At 65.0% G+C, this 15,438-nt stretch carries 14 protein-coding genes and 1 pseudogene; 9 read left to right on the forward strand and 6 right to left on the reverse strand.

All coding sequences use genetic code 11. The features are described 5' to 3' along the window. The 4 genes from ACL03I_RS33100 (at position 1) to ACL03I_RS33115 (ending at position 7,148) form a co-directional block, all read left to right on the forward strand. Positions 1–3,684 (forward strand): hypothetical protein, encoded by a 3,684-nt coding sequence (locus tag ACL03I_RS33100; RefSeq protein WP_412807903.1) that lies wholly within the window; start codon positions 1–3, stop codon positions 3,682–3,684. Between the two features lie 964 nt (positions 3,685–4,648). Next, positions 4,649–5,536: a hypothetical protein gene (locus tag ACL03I_RS33105; protein WP_412807904.1), complete on the forward strand. Its 888-nt coding sequence runs from the start codon at positions 4,649–4,651 to the stop codon at positions 5,534–5,536. Positions 5,537–5,748: 212 nt separating this feature from the next. Continuing rightward, positions 5,749–6,480: a hypothetical protein gene (locus ACL03I_RS33110; protein ID WP_355081019.1), complete on the forward strand. Its 732-nt coding sequence runs from the start codon at positions 5,749–5,751 to the stop codon at positions 6,478–6,480. Positions 6,481–6,812: 332 nt separating this feature from the next. Continuing rightward, positions 6,813–7,148, forward strand: a complete 336-nt coding sequence (locus tag ACL03I_RS33115) for a hypothetical protein (protein WP_412807905.1) — start codon at positions 6,813–6,815, stop codon at positions 7,146–7,148. 15 nt (positions 7,149–7,163) lie between these two features. Here the strand turns inward: ACL03I_RS33115 and ACL03I_RS33120 are convergent, their stop codons facing one another. From ACL03I_RS33120 to ACL03I_RS33130, 3 genes are all read right to left on the reverse strand, one after another. Continuing rightward, complete coding sequence (locus ACL03I_RS33120) at positions 7,164–7,394, reverse strand: hypothetical protein (RefSeq protein ID WP_355081022.1); 231 nt, start codon at positions 7,392–7,394, stop codon at positions 7,164–7,166. Positions 7,395–7,869: 475 nt separating this feature from the next. Continuing rightward, entirely contained in the window at positions 7,870–8,145 is a 276-nt protein-coding gene (locus ACL03I_RS33125) for a DUF6065 family protein (RefSeq protein ID WP_412807939.1), read from the reverse strand. Beyond that, positions 8,118–8,549 (reverse strand): DUF6065 family protein, encoded by a 432-nt coding sequence (locus ACL03I_RS33130; protein WP_355081024.1) that lies wholly within the window; start codon positions 8,547–8,549, stop codon positions 8,118–8,120. The genes ACL03I_RS33125 and ACL03I_RS33130 overlap by 28 nt, the downstream gene beginning before the upstream one ends. 299 nt (positions 8,550–8,848) lie before the next feature. Here ACL03I_RS33130 and ACL03I_RS33135 point away from each other — a divergent pair, with 299 nt between their 5' ends. Continuing rightward, positions 8,849–9,184 carry a DUF732 domain-containing protein gene (locus tag ACL03I_RS33135; protein ID WP_412807906.1) on the forward strand — a complete coding sequence of 112 codons (336 nt, stop codon included), beginning with the start codon at positions 8,849–8,851 and terminating at the stop codon, positions 9,182–9,184. 407 nt (positions 9,185–9,591) lie between these two features. Here the strand turns inward: ACL03I_RS33135 and ACL03I_RS33140 are convergent. Beyond that, positions 9,592–9,899: pseudogene (locus tag ACL03I_RS33140) on the reverse strand (IS701 family transposase); the annotation flags it as partial. Positions 9,900–11,298: 1,399 nt separating this feature from the next. Here ACL03I_RS33140 and ACL03I_RS33145 point away from each other — a divergent pair. Together ACL03I_RS33145 and ACL03I_RS33150 are read left to right on the forward strand one after the other, a co-directional pair. Further along, positions 11,299–12,204, forward strand: a complete 906-nt coding sequence (locus ACL03I_RS33145) for a class I SAM-dependent methyltransferase (RefSeq protein ID WP_412807907.1) — start codon at positions 11,299–11,301, stop codon at positions 12,202–12,204. 361 nt (positions 12,205–12,565) lie between these two features. Continuing rightward, positions 12,566–12,706, forward strand: a complete 141-nt coding sequence (locus ACL03I_RS33150) for a hypothetical protein (protein ID WP_412807908.1) — start codon at positions 12,566–12,568, stop codon at positions 12,704–12,706. An 18-nt stretch (positions 12,707–12,724) separates the two neighbouring features. On the opposite strand, the gene ACL03I_RS33155 is transcribed toward ACL03I_RS33150, so the two are convergent. Continuing rightward, positions 12,725–13,267, reverse strand: a complete 543-nt coding sequence (locus ACL03I_RS33155) for a DUF7691 family protein (RefSeq protein WP_355079443.1) — start codon at positions 13,265–13,267, stop codon at positions 12,725–12,727. Between the two features lie 161 nt (positions 13,268–13,428). Here ACL03I_RS33155 and ACL03I_RS33160 point away from each other — a divergent pair, with 161 nt between their 5' ends. Then, a complete protein-coding gene (locus ACL03I_RS33160; RefSeq protein WP_412807909.1) occupies positions 13,429–13,584 on the forward strand; it encodes a hypothetical protein in 156 nt (51 codons plus the stop codon). Between the two features lie 546 nt (positions 13,585–14,130). On the opposite strand, the gene ACL03I_RS33165 is transcribed toward ACL03I_RS33160, so the two are convergent. Then, entirely contained in the window at positions 14,131–15,153 is a 1,023-nt protein-coding gene (locus tag ACL03I_RS33165) for a YncE family protein (protein WP_412807910.1), read from the reverse strand. Positions 15,154–15,281: 128 nt separating this feature from the next. Here ACL03I_RS33165 and ACL03I_RS33170 point away from each other — a divergent pair, with 128 nt between their 5' ends. After that, entirely contained in the window at positions 15,282–15,425 is a 144-nt protein-coding gene (locus ACL03I_RS33170) for a hypothetical protein (protein ID WP_412807911.1), read from the forward strand. Positions 15,426–15,438: the final 13 nt, after the last annotated feature.

The raw sequence follows: 15,438 nt of genomic DNA on the forward strand, positions 1-15,438 counted from the left end.
ATGGAGCCTGCCGCCGTACTGAGTCGACAGTTCGTCTGGACCGCAATCCCGGCGGGCCGCATCATCCCACACCTGGGCCGACAGGTGGGTGTGGTGTCAGTGCTGCTCACCCCGCGCCTGTTCGGGCCGAGTGGCGCACCGCTGACATTGAAAAGCTTCGGGCTGGACACATGGCCGAAGTGGCTGGACAGCACCGGCTTCACGTTCACCTGCGGCAGCGCTGCGGTGGATCCCGTTGAGGTGCACCGCATTCCGCCCGGCTTCAGCCTCCAGCAACAGCTATCGGCGTGGGCCGCGGTGTTCGGCGCGAATATGACCGTGAGGCCGTATCGGGCCGTGTCCTATGCCGGCAGGCCCATCCATGTCTTCCCGGCGGCGGCGGCGGTGACGGAAGTTCGGAACGCCTATAGCGCTACGGGCAGAGCCTATGCCCGGTATTCGGCGCCCGGCAGCGACGAGCAACTGCACCGTGCCTTGGCCGATGCGACGGCCGAATGGCAGGGCAGCCTGGCCACCGACGATACCGAGGACCACAGGAGAGTGCTGTCCTCGGCGCTCGATCAAGCTTTCGCCTTCTACCGGCGTGATCGCGACGTGACGCCGTTGGAGCCGCGCCTGGCCGCGGCCGAGGAGCAGCGCGAATTCCACACTAGTGTGGCGCAATTAGCTGACCATCCAGTTCTGCTGCGGGCGCTGGGTCTGCTACTGGACTTCGGTATCGACGCGAGCGTGCTCAACGGGCAGAAGCTTCTCAGCGTCCGCCCGATGTGGTCGACCGCCGAACCGCCGGGGTGGACGAATACCGGCCTTGCGGACGATCCCACTCGGCCGGACCTCTCACCGTCTACCGCATACGTCGTGACCGGTACGCGCTTCGTCCCCGACTCCACCGGCAGCCCGATCGCCGACGGAGTGTTGGCGATCGGAAGCGCCGGACTCGGTGAGGAGGCCGGATCCCGCTTCGAATCATTGGCGTTCGACATCGACGGTGCCGCGCTGCGCATGGTGGGTGGGGGTCGCGCCGATCGCCGCGACGCCCGAGCTGTGGCAGGAAATCTGCCGGCCCTGCGGTCGGCAGGTGTGGCGCTGGTCGACCGGGGCCGTGCGAGCGCCATGCGCGAACGGATGAGTCGCAGCGCGGCAACCTCGTCGGATCTGCTTGCGCAGCCCCTGCTGGCCGGAGACCTGGTGGGCGGCTACCGCATCGACATCCAGGACGTCGGCACGTGGTTGTCCACATGTCAGCGTCGTGTGAGCTACACCGTCGGCGGGCAACCCCTGGGCTCAGAGGTATTGGAGGAAGGCTATATTCGCCCTGACGCGCTGACCACCGGTGGCGGTCCGCACGACGGGTTGTACGTCCATGAACTGGTCGCGCGATGGGACGGATACAGCCTGGCCGTGCAGCGGCCCGGCCGCACGGTGCCTACCGGCGACTCGATGCCGCCCACGCCGGCTGATCCGCCCTTCCGAGCCAGCGACAAAGTCGAGCCGGGCAGCCTGCCACGACTGCGGTTCGGCCGCACGTACCGCATGCGCGTGCGCATCGCCGACCTCGCCGGCGGCGGTCTCGGACCGAGCGAACTGCTGCCTGCGGACAACGCACAGTCACTGGAATTCACACACCAGCGATTCGAACCCATCCCACCGCCGGAAGTCCTCCCGGGCGCCAATCTGGCCGCCGGCGAGGCGCTGGACAGGATGGTCGTCGACGACACTCGCGCCACCGCACGCCGTCACCTGGTCTGTCCGTCCGCCTCGCTGGAATTGGCGCTGCAGCATTCCGTCTTCGATGCGGCGCTGGGCCCGCACGTCACCGACCAGCAAATCGACGAATTCTTCGCGATCGCCACGCGCGCGGATAAGACGGCGACAGATATCCCAGGCGCACGCCTAGAGGGAAGCGGAGAAGCTCGCTACGTCGTGGTCCCCAGCGACACGATGAACGCTCCATGGCTGCCCGATCCGGGCGCCCAGCGCGTGGTCATCGCGGTGAAACGTCGTCCGCCGGATCCCGACGGCGATCCGCTGCCTGCCATTCACGGCATCCCCACCCGGCCCGCCTGGGCGCCGTGGCCCGACCGGGCCGCCATCCGGTTGGATCTCGTGGCCGTCGAGTCCGGTTGCAAGGCAACAACGTCAGCGGACCACAGGGTTGTCAGAGTGGAGCTGGGCCGCGCAGAGCAGCTCACATTGAACATCCTCTCGACGATGAAGCCGGCGGACGTCGGCAAGTTCGGCGTGGCGAGCTGGATCAGTGGCGGGCTTGCCGAGGACGACGTGGCGCGCGGCATCGCCGAAAGCGGGAACGCGTTGGTGACCCCGTCTCGCGAACTCACTTTGGTGCACGCGGTACAGAAGCCGCTCGCCGCACCGACCGGAAACTTGGACGCGCGCCGCACCACGGCGGGCACCGACGCCGTGCTGGTTACCTCGGGACTCAAGGTGCACATCCCGAGTACTGGTCGTCTGGAAATCAGCGCCGCCTGGACGGACCCCGACCAGACCCCTGGCCTAGGCCCCGGCGGCACGACTCGCACCGTCGCGCTGGGTAGCTTCACCGTCGAGCAAACGCTGCGCGGCAAGGCTTTACCGGTCATCAGGCACGAGTTCGCCGACACCCGCCGCCGCAAAATCACCTACACGGTGACCGCGGTGTCGCGTTTCGAAGACTGCTACCCCGGCGCATCGGCCGCGGCGTGCCGGGTGGTCGCCCCATTCAAGGTGGATGTGCCGAGCACCACGCGCCCTCCGGCGCCCGACGTCTCGCACTGCGTGCCTTCCTTCCACTGGTCGACCGACGTCACGGCCGACGGCAAGGTGCGTCGGCTGCGCCGCGGTGGGCGTATACGGGTGTATCTGCAACCACCGTGGTACGTGAGCGGCGCCGAAGAGATGCTGGCCGTCCTGATCAGTCCGACATCCACGACGGGCGTCGAAGTCCCCCCTGACCGTAGCTTCGTCGGCCGTGACCCGGTGTGGCTGGGTAGCGCCATCCCGACGTTACTGATGGCGCAACACCTCGCCGCACCTGTGACCTTCACCGCCGACACTGCGCAGAGCCCCAGCCACCCCGGTGTCGCCTACCCGGTGGAGCCCGACAGCACGGCCCGGCGCTGGTACGCCGACGTGGACCTATCACCCTACCCGGGTCGAGCGTACTGCCCGTTCGTCCAGTTGGCTTTGGCCCGCTACCAGGCCCGCACCACGGACACGAGGAAACTGGCGCTTTCGGAGGTGACGCGCACCGAGCCGATTCAATTGCTGCCCGATCGGCAGCTGGAGATCACGCCGGATACAGCAAATCAGCAGTTGAATCTTCGGCTTACCGGGGTGGGCTCGGTGGCGCCGCGCGACCGCAGCGTCGTCACCGCCGAAGTGCAGGTCTACGACGACGATTCCGGCCAACCGCCGTCCGGGCAACCCGCCTCGGAGGTGATCGGCAGCCCAGGGTGGATCACCGTGGTCACCGCGAGCGACAAATTGAACAACACCTTCAGCATCCACGTCCCCGAAGCCGGCGGACGGCCCCGTCGAATCGTGCTCACCGAAGCCGAAAGCTACCCGCCCACACCAGATTCCGGATCGCCCGTAGACGGGCCGGCGCGGCTGATCTACGCCGACATCATCGCCATCGGCCCCAGCGGCCAACTCGACACAAGAAACATCAGCCATGTCGACTGAGTTCTACCCGACCGGGTGGACCACAACACACCAGTTGGCAAGCCAACATTCGGCTCGGTTCACCTTCACCGTCTCAGCCGAAGACGGATCCCACTTCGCCCGCGTCGCGATGCGCCCTGACCGGGGCGACGTCCTCACATTCCGCCTACAGGCCGGAGCGGGGGAACCGGTGGAACTAGGGGAAGGGCAGTGGGTCGACGTGTTCGAGAAAGGATACCCGAAACCAGCGGGGGAGGCTTCGATCACCGCCGAGGACAACGGACTGCACCTCATCGAGATCCAACCCAACAGCACCGGACTCGACTGGACCCTGACGATCGAAAACACCGACCAACTCTCAGTGTTGATCAACGCGGTCGCAGGCGATTCCGATCACGCGACGTTGGTGCCTTGGCTCCACGTCGCAGTCGAACGCGGATTCATCAACCCCAACTTGCCACCCGCTACGGTCGTCAATCGGGGTACCACCACCCTCTGGATCGATGAGCCCATCGGAGTACACCTCGGCGGCCCGGACTCTCCGTATGTGCTACGCGACCTGCCCTCCCAGTTGGAACCGGGCGCTGTGGGCAGCCTCGAGGTGGAATGCGTTATCGGCTTCCCAACAATCGCATACCCCCACGGACCACCGGTGATAACCCACCAGCTGCAGTGCAACGACCCCAATCCTGAGCACACACTGATCACGGTCGTGTTGGTAGACACAGGCCCGACGGACCACAACACATGCAGCGCTCCAGGGTGTACCTGCCGCGACTATGAACCAGGTGGTATCTGGGGGGACCCCGCAAGGTGCCGGAACTGTGGGCATGACCCACACACTCATTTCGGTAAATAGAAGGAGGCGCCGTACACCCCATGGAACCGCCGGCGAAACACACGGATTGCTCGGATCCGCTGTAGAGCCGCATCGAATCGTAGCCGCGAAGACCCAACGATCCCCCGAGACCGAGGGAGACCAGCGATGGATATCTTGTTCATATTGTTCCCCGACGACTGGCAGGGCAGTCCCGAGAAGGTACCTGCTGGAGACACTATTTCGGTCGTCTTCCCCGCAAGATCACCGATTGGAGTAATCCACATCCGGACCGCGGTGCGTGACGTCGATCCCGAGCTGATGACACTTTCCCTACAAGCCGGCGCGGGCGCACTATTCGAGTTGAGCGCCGGAGCCGCCGTCGACGTGCTCGACGAGAACGAAGACCCGGATCAGCCGGCAGGCACCGCCTCCCTGATCGATGAGGGGAACGGGGTCTACCACATCGAGATCACCTTCAACGTCCAGGACCAACAGTGGACGCTATTCGTAGAAAACTCCGCCCACACCAGCGCGAGCGTCAGTGTCGCGGCCGCCGGTACCGACGATCCCGACAGTGACACCCTACGGCCATGGATCGATCTGCCCAAAGGAAAGATAACCCTGAAATCGCACGGATTTCAGCCTGCGCCAGAGAGCGCGGAGATTCGGTTCCGAAACTGCGGAACCGCCACGCTCAAAATTACCCAGAGTCCAGGTCAGCCACTACCGGGCGACATATTCACACTCGAATCCGTCGAGCCCGACGTTGTCGAGCCCGGAGAGGAAGGGAAGCTCGTCTACCGAGCGCTGGAAGGCAAAGTGGGATTGCTCGACCACAAAATCGAATGCAATGACAAAGACGACGGTCACAGACGAATCCAAATCGAGCGAGAGGAACCGAAAGCACCTCCGCAGCCGTGGGGACCGTGCAATACGTGCATTTCACGCCCCCCAGGGCAACCGAAGTGCAACACGTTCCTCGGCGATCCCATCAGCTTGAATAGCCTTTGCGAGAGGGAGTATTGCCGCCACAAATTGATCGCTCATTCTTGACCGTGGTTCGCCGGCTCCGCCTGCGGTAGTCGGCGCTGCACCGCGATCCCGAAGCCCCCAAAGTCGCGATGAGAACAGACGTTGGTGAGCATGAAAGCACTGTCCGAAAGAACTAGATGAAAAACATTGCCGGACGCGTGGGCGGCTATGGCCCAGGTTCGACAGAGAATGCCGCCATCCGACCGGCGGCGCGACAACGTAGGAGATTTCTGATGGCTGTCGAACTATTTCCATACGGCTGGAACGCCCCTCGAAGCATACCGGCAAGAGACTCCGCCGAGTTCGCCTTCACCACAGTGGGACGAGACACATTCCATGTGCGGGTGGCGGCGCGGCCGGTGAGCTTGTCAGCGCTGACGATGTCGGTTCGAGCCGGGGGCGGTCGATCGGTCGAGTTGTCCGGCGCTCCCGTCGAGGTGTTCGACGGCACAGACACAAAGGATCCAGCCGGGACCGCGTTCGTTGAAGACGAGGGCCATGGCGTCCACCGTATTTTCATAGAACTCAACTGCTCCGGCCAACAATGGATTTTCACAGCCGATAACACCGCCGACGCCCCTGTCAGTATGAATGCTGTGGCTGCAGGCACCGATGATGAAGCGACGCGGCCGTGGATCGTACTGTCGCAACGGGAAGATCGAGCCGTCACGCTGGGTGTACCGCCGATCCCCTGCAGTGTCAGCATCCGCTTTCAGAACTGGGGTACAGGCACTCTTATGATCAACCAGGACAGCGATACCGGAACAGAGGGTAAGTACACGGTTGAAAGAGTCGACCCTGATCACGTAGAACCTGGCGGAGCCGGCACGCTGACCTGGGCGGTTCTGATCGAAGATAATACGGAAGATGGCACGAGCGTTGGGCAAGCGATCAAATGCAACGATCCCGACACAAGCCACGCGCTCGTTCGAATGCTGACGGATACGCCGTACAAGGCGGACTAGCAGCACCTCCGAGGGGCGGCGAAGGCTGGCTGCCAGGGATATGGGGCTGCCCATCGGCGTGCTCGGACTTTTCCACCTCCATCCCGTCGGCCACCCCGCGGCCATCCCGGCGCTGCCCTCGACACCATCCTCTCCTCCTACACCCATGCTCTTCGGGCAATTGCTCACGCCGGCACCGGCCCACGGGCCGCCACCGACTGCGCAGACCTCATCGTCGGCGAACTCAACAATGGGCTCCAACCACCCGCGCGCGAGCACACCCGCAAACATCGTGCAGGCAGCCGCTCCGATCCGGCGATGGATCAGGTGGGTCGTGCGGATGCCTGCGCGGGATGCTCGCTGCGACCCCGCCGCTCCCGGTGGTAGCCGAACTCACCCCGGTGCTCACCGACCGCAGCGCAGCCGAACGAGTCGGGTTGCCCGCGACCGCATCCGCCGCGAAGGCGTACACGGCTGTTATCAAGCCGCTGGGCCAAGTTCAGCGGCGGGTGATCTCGACGACGTCGGCCGCGGAGGACGCCGCGCTGACCGCGCAGATCGGCACCTACACCGCCGCGTCGCCCGTTGAGCATCAGGCCTTTCGGCTGGAACCCAAACGGTGGGCAAGTCAATGTGCCGGCTACTCCTCTCGGTCGGTATTGTTTCGTCGCCAGGGCGAGTGTAAGTAGTCACTCCGACCAGCATCAGTAGTAATACAATCCCCAGAATCCGTTTTGCCCGGCAACGGCGAGGAATTCTCCCGGTTTCGAAGGAGGGTCAGCATTCGCAAGATCGACCAGATAGCTGATGTCGGAATAGAAACTGCTCTTATGCCAACTCTTGGCGGCACTAAGGGACGCTGTGCGCTTTTTCTCTGCAATTGCGTCTTTCACCGACGCATCCTTGACTTCTTCAGTGACGTAGTCGTAGCTCATCTGATTGCACCTTTCCGTAATGGTCCGCCGCAGAACTCGGACCGTTAGCGTCAGATTCCCAAACGCCGCCCACCGCGTCGTATCTGGCGGGCTTCCACGCATCCTGCCTCGGATCCTCACATATTCAGACCTGCACGAGTCAGCACGGGCGTGCGGCAGGACAGCGTATTTGGACCACAACCCCCATCAGGTTCGCAGCTCCTAGCAAGCTTGCCCAAAGCCAGGTCTCAATTATTCCCGCTTCGCCGTCGGATGTCACTAATGGTTCGCACATCTAACCGTCACACCCCTTCTCGTGGAGGGGTACAGTTCAACGGATGGCCGTGGGTCGCCGATTACGAAGCTGGGCGACGAGGTTGAAGCATCTACTTGACATAATTCTCTTGTCGGCACAAGAGGTGCATCACCCACGCATTGCGGCAGGTCAACTCGACAATCAGCGCCAAGTTGGCGCCAGGGAAGGGCCTGCGGTTGATCACTGCGCGATCCAACCACAACTTGAACTAGCAGCAGCGACCCATGCTGCGGTATCGGAAAACGAATCTACTCGCCGCAGAACTCGAGGATCGCTGCTGCGGTTCGCTGCAGTGCAGCGCATCCTGCCATCGTGGACATGTCGACGACGTCCACCCATCGCTCGGTGCCGCTGCTGTTGAGTGCGACGACAAATCGGCTCGCCGAGAGCGAAGCACACCGGCGTCATCGGCCGGGTGAACTTCCAGTTCATGGTGAAACTCGCGCTCGCCTCAATCGGTTTCGATCAGTCCTTCGAGCGCGGACAGGCCCGTCCTTGGGCCAATTGGCCGGCCCGGTCGTAGCCCGGCGGGGTACGGAACACGATCGGGATGTGCCGGTCAGAATTCCAGACCCGAAATGGCTGGTCGGTACCAGCTCCTCGGCGTCGGGCGGGTCCGCGATTACGCTGACACCGCTCGGGCCCTCCTCCCCCGTCCACACCGCACTCACAGCACACGTATTGCGCAGCACCCACCCGCTCTGATTCGCCATGAGCATCGGCAGACACCGGTTCGCCCAACCACTCCTGGTGGCCGACATCCAGTCCCGCGCAGTCGGCGCCGGGCTTACCTCAGGAGCGCTCGCGCGCTCCCGGAAACCGGTCAGTGCCGGGCCGTCGGCAACGAACTCGCCGGTCATGAATCGCCCCCGCTTTGTTGGCAACGTCAGCTACGCCAGATCGAAGCGGCGTTGCGATAGTTCCCGAGCACCATCAGTCCAGGACGCTCCGCCCGCGACCGACAGCAGACCGACCAGAACCGGAAAAACAAACCTCGCGCTATCGAGCGCGGCCCCGTCCGCGCACCGGGGCCCTTCCCCGTGCGTCCAGCGCGCCACAGGGGGTGGCCGACTCATCCCTGGGGTGGCTACTTCCGGGAGCGCCGGGACGGAATCATTAGATCTCACAGGCACAACACCTCTCGAACAGGAACCACATCATGGGGATCACCCGCAACCGCTTCCGCACCTTCGCCGTCGCGACCGCCGTCACCGCCGCCGCGCTCGGCGCAACCGTGCTGGGCGGTACCATCGCCACCGCCGACCCGAGTGCCGAGGGTTCGTTCCTCGAGGAGATCAGCATCAACCACGCCACCCTGCCCGGTAAGAAGGCCGACGAGATGGTCGCCGCCGGGTACGCGACCTGCGATCACCTGCGCGGCGGCACCTCGGTACTCGACGAGATCTCCGCGGTCGAGACCATCTACCAGTTCCACCAGGGCGTGCTTTTCGTCAGCGCCGCCACCACCAACCTGTGCCCCGGGTTCGCCGGCTAGCGGGGCTGCACAGCCCGAACCTTTGGGCCGCTACGGATAGTTCTCAGGATCGGGCGGGATAGCGCGTCTTCGATCACAATCGGGCAATGTTCTAGTGGGCGTGCGATTGACCCGCAGACATGTACAAACACGGCCGCGTGGCGGGCGCGGATAAGCAGGGTCAACAGGGCGGCGCTCAGTCGCCGCGCGGGACTGATCGGGCACTCTCTGCAGTCGGTTTCGCGCAGTACTGCAACGGCACTCTCGGATCAGTCGAGTGGGTGGCCGCGGCGGTAGTGCGATAAGCGGGCCTGGTGTTGGCGGCGGCGTCGCCAGTGGGACCAGGCCCAGATGTGATCGACGCCGTGGATGGGGGGTGAGGACGAGCGCGACGAGCAGGCAGCGGATCTCGGGTAACGTCAGGGCGATCATGTCTGCGGGCTGGTAACCGAGTCCCTCTTTGCGGCAATAGCGTTCGAGGCGGCGAGGTAGGCCAGCGCGAGCATGGACAAGGTGATGTGGGCGCGTACCAGGCCCGATAGTCGCGGACCTGGTAGTGGTCGAGCCCCGCCTCGTTCTTGGCCTGCTGGAACGCCTCTTCCACGTGCCAGCCGGACCCGGCGGTCCAGACCAGGTCCACCAGCCGCGAGGTGGCCGGTCCGTAGCAGAGGTAGTAGGCGATGTCGAGCTCGCCATTCTTGTTCGGGGTCAGCGCGCGGCGAGCCAGAAGCCAGTGCCGGTTGCGTCCAAAGGAGGGGTCCGACGACCCGACCGAATCCTGTGTCCAGGATTGATGCCAGTGATGTCGGCAAGAAGGAGACCTGGGCCTGCGCGTCATGGGCCCACCTGGCGAGGGGCGTCGTGTGAGACCGGGATGCGGTGCCACGGAGTCAGTCATCGTCAGCCGCTCTTTTCTTGGTCAACGATGCTTCCAGTTCAAAGACCGTATCGATGCGAAAGGCCCCGCCAGCTGGCGGGGCCTTTCTGCTTGGGCATCGGGTGCCCTGTGGTCAATGCGTTGCTCTACCGACTGAGCTACACCCCCATGAGTGGAGGTGACGGGACTCGAACCCGCGGCCTTCGCAGTTGTCACGAATCATACACCGGGGCATCGACATCAAACATTTTCGAGTGGTCACTCCGTGGTGGGCGCAGTTCCCAGTTGAGCGGCTTTCACTTCGCCGTGCACGACGGCGAGGCTGATGCCGACGCCGCGTGCGATCTCGCGCAGCGACTGTCGGGTGGCGGGCCAGGATCGCGCGGCGCTTGTCGGCGTCGACCACGCGCGGGCGCCCGCCCTTGCCGTTGAGGTGCATCCGATTTGCAGGGCGTCGTCGTGGCTAATGATGTGCCCGACGGCTGGCCACCTGTCGAGAATTGATCGATTGATGCACACAGACTGCTGCCACGGCAGCATCAACCCGACCGTCAGGGAGGCCAGGGTAGGCCTATCCTGTTCAGCGTGGGGGTGTACGAGCAAGTCACGTATTCGGTCGTCCGTGGGTATAGGCCACTTCTGCTGGACCTGTACCTGGTGAGAATCCGGTCCGGCGCTCGCAACGCCAGGTGAGCGAAGCGTGCGGCGCCGAATTTGGACGTCGCGACAACTCGAGTGAGCGCTTCGAGCGCCGCCGCGGTCTCGAGATCGCGCCGCACGCAGCGTATCCATTCCGCCACTGTTTGCCGCAGCGTCCAGGTCTGGAGAAACGGGTCACGGTTGCTGTTGCTGAACCCGATCAGTTCGATGTCGGCGGCTACCCCGATGTCCACAACGGGGTCGCGCCGCCGCCCCGACCGCCACGGCGTGAACCTGAGCCCGATCCGCCGCGGGCAGCCTGCAACGAGCTCGGGCCAATAACCCGGACAAGACCGCGCTTCGTGCTCGCCGCGCACCGGCGTCTCTTTGACGAGCATTACAGTTACTGCCTAGTTAAATGTTGCTCACGCACTGTTTGGCATAGCTGTGAGATCTGTAGTCTCGGATCCGGATGCCACCCGATCTAGGGCACCCACAGCCGCCCGATCGGCGACTCGCAGACATTCGCGCCCCGAAGGGCGGTCCGACCTCAGCCTGTGTGGCGGGAGGGCACCGACACCGACACGATTCGGCCCTGCATGCAAGGAAGATCCGCACCATGACCGGTTACGCCCTCTTTGACCGTCAGATCCCGTCCCGTGACCAGCTACCCGATGAGTTCTTCGCGCAGTTCCTCGACCCGACTCGCACCTACAGTTGCGCGTACTGGACTCACCCGGACGACACCCTGGAACAAGCCCAGTCCGCCAAGATCGACCTTGCGCTGGCCAAATGCGATCTGCGACCGGGGATGACCCTGCTCGACGTCGGCTGCGGCTGGGGTTCGACCATGCTGCGCGCCATGGACAGCTACGGCGTCAATGCGATCGGGCTCACGCCCCACCGCAACCAGCACCGGTACGTACGCGACCGCCTCGTCGATCGGCTCGTCCGCGGTTGCCCCTACGGCGGTGTGCGACGGCAAAGCTGGCAACAATTCGACCGCCCTGTAGACCGCATCGTCTGCATCGGCGCGCTCGAACACATCCCCCGCCAGCGATACCCCGCCTTCTTCGACTTCGCCTACCGGATGATGCCCGACGACGGAGTGCTGCTGGTACAAACCGTCGTCGCCCAAGACTTGAATCACGCGGACGCGCACCAGGCACCGGCCCTGACGACCGAAGCCGAATTCGCGTTCCTGCGCGGCACCGTCTTCCCGAGTAGCCAGCTCCCACGATCGACCGGCCACAGCCCCAGGGGGATCAACGAGTACGCGCAGGACGCCGGATTCACCCTCACCCGCATTCAGGAACTGGGATCCCACTACACCACCACCCTGGACAGTTGGGCCACCTCTTTGCATGAGCACCGCGACCGGGCGATCGAACTGGCCGGGCAACACACCTACAACGCCTACATCAGCTATCTGACCGAGTGCGCCGACCACTTCCGCCACGGCCACCTCAACGTCATGCAGTTCACCTTCACCAAACCCGGCGCAATACAATCCCCACCACATTGACCTGCCCACGCCACCCGGTTTGGACGTCCCCTGGAACCGGCAAGGAGTCGGTTCCTTCGCGCTCAATTGCGTGGAAAACGCCGGCCCCAAAGTCTGAGCTCCTCGAATTGCTCGAGCAGTCCGACCGAGAATTCGACGCCGTCGTCATCGGAGAACCGGCCCGCTACCGGCCCCGACCAACGGATGCTGCTACGGCAGATGAGCATCGCACCGGGCGACCTGCTCCCCTCCCCACCCGACGCGCCGACCTTCGCCGAGTACGTCCCCCAGGTCCGCGCCCGCCTGTCCGAGGGCACCCTGCGCACCTACAACACCCACCTGACACTGCCGGAGAACGAGTGGCCGGACCGCCGACTACTACATGCGTGGCGTTGCAGCTCGCTGGCGCACCCAGCCGATCCTCGACGAGCTCGACGACCTGCTGGACCGCTTCGATCAACTCACCGCAGGCCTGACGCTCAGCGATTTCGACACCAGCGCCCTGGACTCCTGGCGGATGTGAACCACGGTGCGGGCCCGATCAGTAGTGGAAGCTCACCAGGTCGAGGTCGTTGTCGACGCACCAGTGGACCCAGTCGCGTAGCTCGGTCACTGATTCAAAGAGCTCCTCATCTCCGATCCCCGACAGGTCGGCGGCCGCGAACGCGCGGGCGACCGGCTCCAGCTCGGCGCGGGTGAAGTGCCCGATAGCCGGGAAGTCCTCGATCTCCGGCAGGGAGATCGGGGATCCGGAGAAGGCCAGATGATGGGGATCGAGGTCGATACCCAGCCCGTCGAGGACGTCGCCGACCTTGTCGAACCACGAGGTACTGATCGGATACCAGGCCCGGTTGCTCAAAGCGCCGCCGAACCGCGCGCACAGAATCTGCAACGCCATCCCATAGGGCGCGCCGTCGCTGCCGCTGTGCTCCTCGGAAAAGAACAGCTCCCGCAATGCCGTCCGGACGGCCTCAGAGCAAGTCGTGGCCCGATGGACATCCACCATCCAGTCGAAAAAGCCCTGCGGGTCGCCGGTATGCGCGGAGGGCGCCGATAGCACCTCGACATCCACCGCGTACGGCATGATCCCGTATCCCACACCATCTCCCCGTATCAGTCTTCGGCACTACGTCGCCATCGACCACGTCGATCTCACTGTCGCATGCCATGCCGACATGCCTCGATGGACCGACGGATGGGCCGGCAGCCGCAGCCGGCTGAGGGCTGCAACTCCGAGCGAGCCGGGTGCGTGGATTCGCCGCATCCGCCGCGCTGGTGGTGAAGACCCCCTTGCCGCGCCTGGTGCCCGGTGACCGGACCGTGCCGCTGATCGAGCGGATCACCCACGGCGCCCAGGTCATGGTCCAGCGGCCCGTGCTACGCGGCCTGCTGGGGCCATGAACCTCGAAACCCACGACCAGCGCGACGAAGGCGTCGGTCACCGCAGCCAGGGCCAAGCGGTTCTCTCCCGCCTGCTCCGGGACACCGACCCCCCGAGGTTCGGGCGACTGGGCGGGTGATCGGCTCTGGTGAGGACCAGGGTGCGTTGCGTTCACGCGACGTATTGTGCCGCCACCCACCAGCTCTCCCCAGGGATGTGGAGGTCGCACCCGTGCGGACGCTGAAAAACGACAACACGCCCGCGGTGGTGACCTGCAGATCGGTGCGCACCAGCGGGATGCGGTAGGCGGTGTTGTTGTCACCGAACTTGCCGGTGCGCCCGAAAGTGTCGGTGACCGGTTTCCAGTCCGCGTCGGTGGTCGCCACCGGTTGGCGCCCGGACGCGGCGGAAGTGGTCGCGGGTGTGGGCGAGGTGTCGGCGCTCGAGCATCCTGCCGCCGCGGTGAGCGCCAGCAACGCGGCCATTGTGGCCGCGCGTAATGGGGGTCGACGTGTCGAAACCGCCATGGCATGTCCATGTCGTCGAAAGATGTTGTGCCCGACGGTTCAGTGGGTGGGTTCGAACTCCCACAGCACCGGCGAACCGTCGGCGCCCCGGGGGATCGGGAAGTAGGTGTGGTGGGTGGCGGGGTCCAGCGCCAGCGAGTGCGCCCCGTCGGCCAGATGCGCGGAGCCGACGGCGAGGGTGCGGCCGTCGCGGCGGTCGAACACGCTGACCCAGCCGCTTTCGGCCGCGAGGTAGACCCGGTGCGCGCCCGGGTCGTAGACCAGCACGTCGGGAGTCTCACCGACACGGTCTTGTCCGGTGACGGTGCGGGCGGCCAGGTCCACGGTGACCATGCTGGAGTTGGCCTCGCAGCCGACGAACATCACTCGATCGGCGGCGTCGAGGGCTTGGCCGTGCGGATGGTCGCAGCCCGGCGTCGGGATCCGGTCGGTCACCACGAAAGTCGCGGGATCGATCACCGCCAAATCGTCGCGCCCCTGGACCGCCACGACCATGCGGTCGGTGACCGGGTCGTAGACGACGTTGCCGACCTCACCACCCAACCCGACGGTGGCGCGCACCGCCCCGGTGTCCGCGTCGACGACGGTCTCGGTGCCGGCGTGCTCGTTGGTCGTCCACACCGCATGACGGACCGGGTCATAAGCGAGTCCGTCGGGGTAGTCACCGGTCGGGGCGGTGAACACCACCGCGCCGGTGTCGGCGTCGAAGGCGACCAGCTGGTTGCGGCCGGTCGCGGTGGCATACAGCCGGTGGGTGTCAGGGACCACGATCACCCCGTGCACGTACGGCACATCGGGCAGGGTGCGCACCACTTGGTGGGCCTGCACATCGACCTCGATGACCTCATCGGCACCCATATGGGCGAGGAACAGCCGCCCGCGCCCGGCGTCGAGACTGGTGTAGTCGAAGCGCACCGGCCCGCCGGTCAGCGCCACCTGCGCGACCTGCCGCAGCGGCAGCTCACCGGGATGCGGGGGCCCCGCCGACGGGGAGGTCGAGCATCCGCTGACGGCAACGGCTGCGGCGCCCAGCAGCGCCGCGAGGGTGCGCGTCGGGGGCATCACCCATCTCCCACTCGGTGTAACCGTGGTTTCAAAACTACGCTAGGGGCTAGGTGCGGTGAAATGCCGTCACCGGATCGGAGGATTTCGCGCCCGACTCGCCAGCGGCGACGCCTGGGCAATGGGTGATGCTGTCGTATCGCATGCATCGTGAGCCGTCCACGCCGCGGATCGCGTTGTGGCGCAAGCTCAAACGCCTCGGGTTCGGACAGATCTCCGACGGCCTGGTCGCCCTACCGGCGGATGCGCGCACGCGTGAGCAGCTGGAATGAATCGCCGAGGACA

Source organism: Nocardia sichangensis, assembly GCF_047200615.1.
GTDB lineage: Bacteria > Actinomycetota > Actinomycetes > Mycobacteriales > Mycobacteriaceae > Nocardia > Nocardia sichangensis.

Bases quoted from the DNA above. Each gene is read 5' to 3' on its own strand.
- ACL03I_RS33100 (WP_412807903.1), top strand. From the start codon at position 1: ATGGAGCCTGCCGCCGTACTGAGTCGACAGTTCGTCTGGACCGCAATC.
- ACL03I_RS33105 (WP_412807904.1), top strand. From the start codon at position 4,649: ATGGATATCTTGTTCATATTGTTCCCCGACGACTGGCAGGGCAGTCCC.
- ACL03I_RS33110 (WP_355081019.1), top strand. From the start codon at position 5,749: ATGGCTGTCGAACTATTTCCATACGGCTGGAACGCCCCTCGAAGCATA.
- ACL03I_RS33115 (WP_412807905.1), top strand. From the start codon at position 6,813: ATGCTCGCTGCGACCCCGCCGCTCCCGGTGGTAGCCGAACTCACCCCG.
- ACL03I_RS33120 (WP_355081022.1), bottom strand. From the start codon at position 7,394: ATGAGCTACGACTACGTCACTGAAGAAGTCAAGGATGCGTCGGTGAAA.
- ACL03I_RS33130 (WP_355081024.1), bottom strand. From the start codon at position 8,549: ATGACCGGCGAGTTCGTTGCCGACGGCCCGGCACTGACCGGTTTCCGG.
- ACL03I_RS33135 (WP_412807906.1), top strand. From the start codon at position 8,849: ATGGGGATCACCCGCAACCGCTTCCGCACCTTCGCCGTCGCGACCGCC.
- ACL03I_RS33145 (WP_412807907.1), top strand. From the start codon at position 11,299: ATGACCGGTTACGCCCTCTTTGACCGTCAGATCCCGTCCCGTGACCAG.
- ACL03I_RS33150 (WP_412807908.1), top strand. From the start codon at position 12,566: ATGCGTGGCGTTGCAGCTCGCTGGCGCACCCAGCCGATCCTCGACGAG.
- ACL03I_RS33155 (WP_355079443.1), bottom strand. From the start codon at position 13,267: ATGCCGTACGCGGTGGATGTCGAGGTGCTATCGGCGCCCTCCGCGCAT.
- ACL03I_RS33165 (WP_412807910.1), bottom strand. From the start codon at position 15,153: ATGCCCCCGACGCGCACCCTCGCGGCGCTGCTGGGCGCCGCAGCCGTT.
- ACL03I_RS33170 (WP_412807911.1), top strand. From the start codon at position 15,282: ATGCTGTCGTATCGCATGCATCGTGAGCCGTCCACGCCGCGGATCGCG.